This is a genomic window from Pseudomonas sp. FSL R10-0056 (genome assembly GCF_009600105.1).
In the GTDB taxonomy this organism is placed as follows: Bacteria; Pseudomonadota; Gammaproteobacteria; order Pseudomonadales; family Pseudomonadaceae; genus Aquipseudomonas; species Aquipseudomonas bubulae.
This window is the reverse complement of record NZ_WIWL01000160.1, coordinates 1-206: the sequence shown is the minus strand read 5'-3', so window position 1 is coordinate 206 and position 206 is coordinate 1. Positions and strand designations below refer to the sequence as shown.

Genomic DNA, 206 nt, shown 5'->3' with positions numbered 1-206 from the left:
CTGGTTGAGGTATTCCAGCGCTTCGGATTACCCGCTCGTATCAATGTTGATAACGGCCCGCCATGGGGCTCACCGCGCAATCCAGGTGAAATCACCGAGCTGAGTATCTGGCTGATTCGTTTGGGAATCCGGATCAGCTACAGCCGCCCTTACCACCCTCAAACCAATGGAAAGATCGAGCGCTTCCACCGCTCTCTCAAGGCCGA

General features: G+C 55.8%; 1 protein-coding gene. It reads left to right on the top strand.

Annotation, left to right across the window (positions count from 1 at the left end; translation table 11 throughout):
• The coding region (locus tag GHO42_RS25875) for an integrase core domain-containing protein (protein ID WP_218576005.1) at positions 1-206 on the top strand (206 nt) is incomplete at both ends.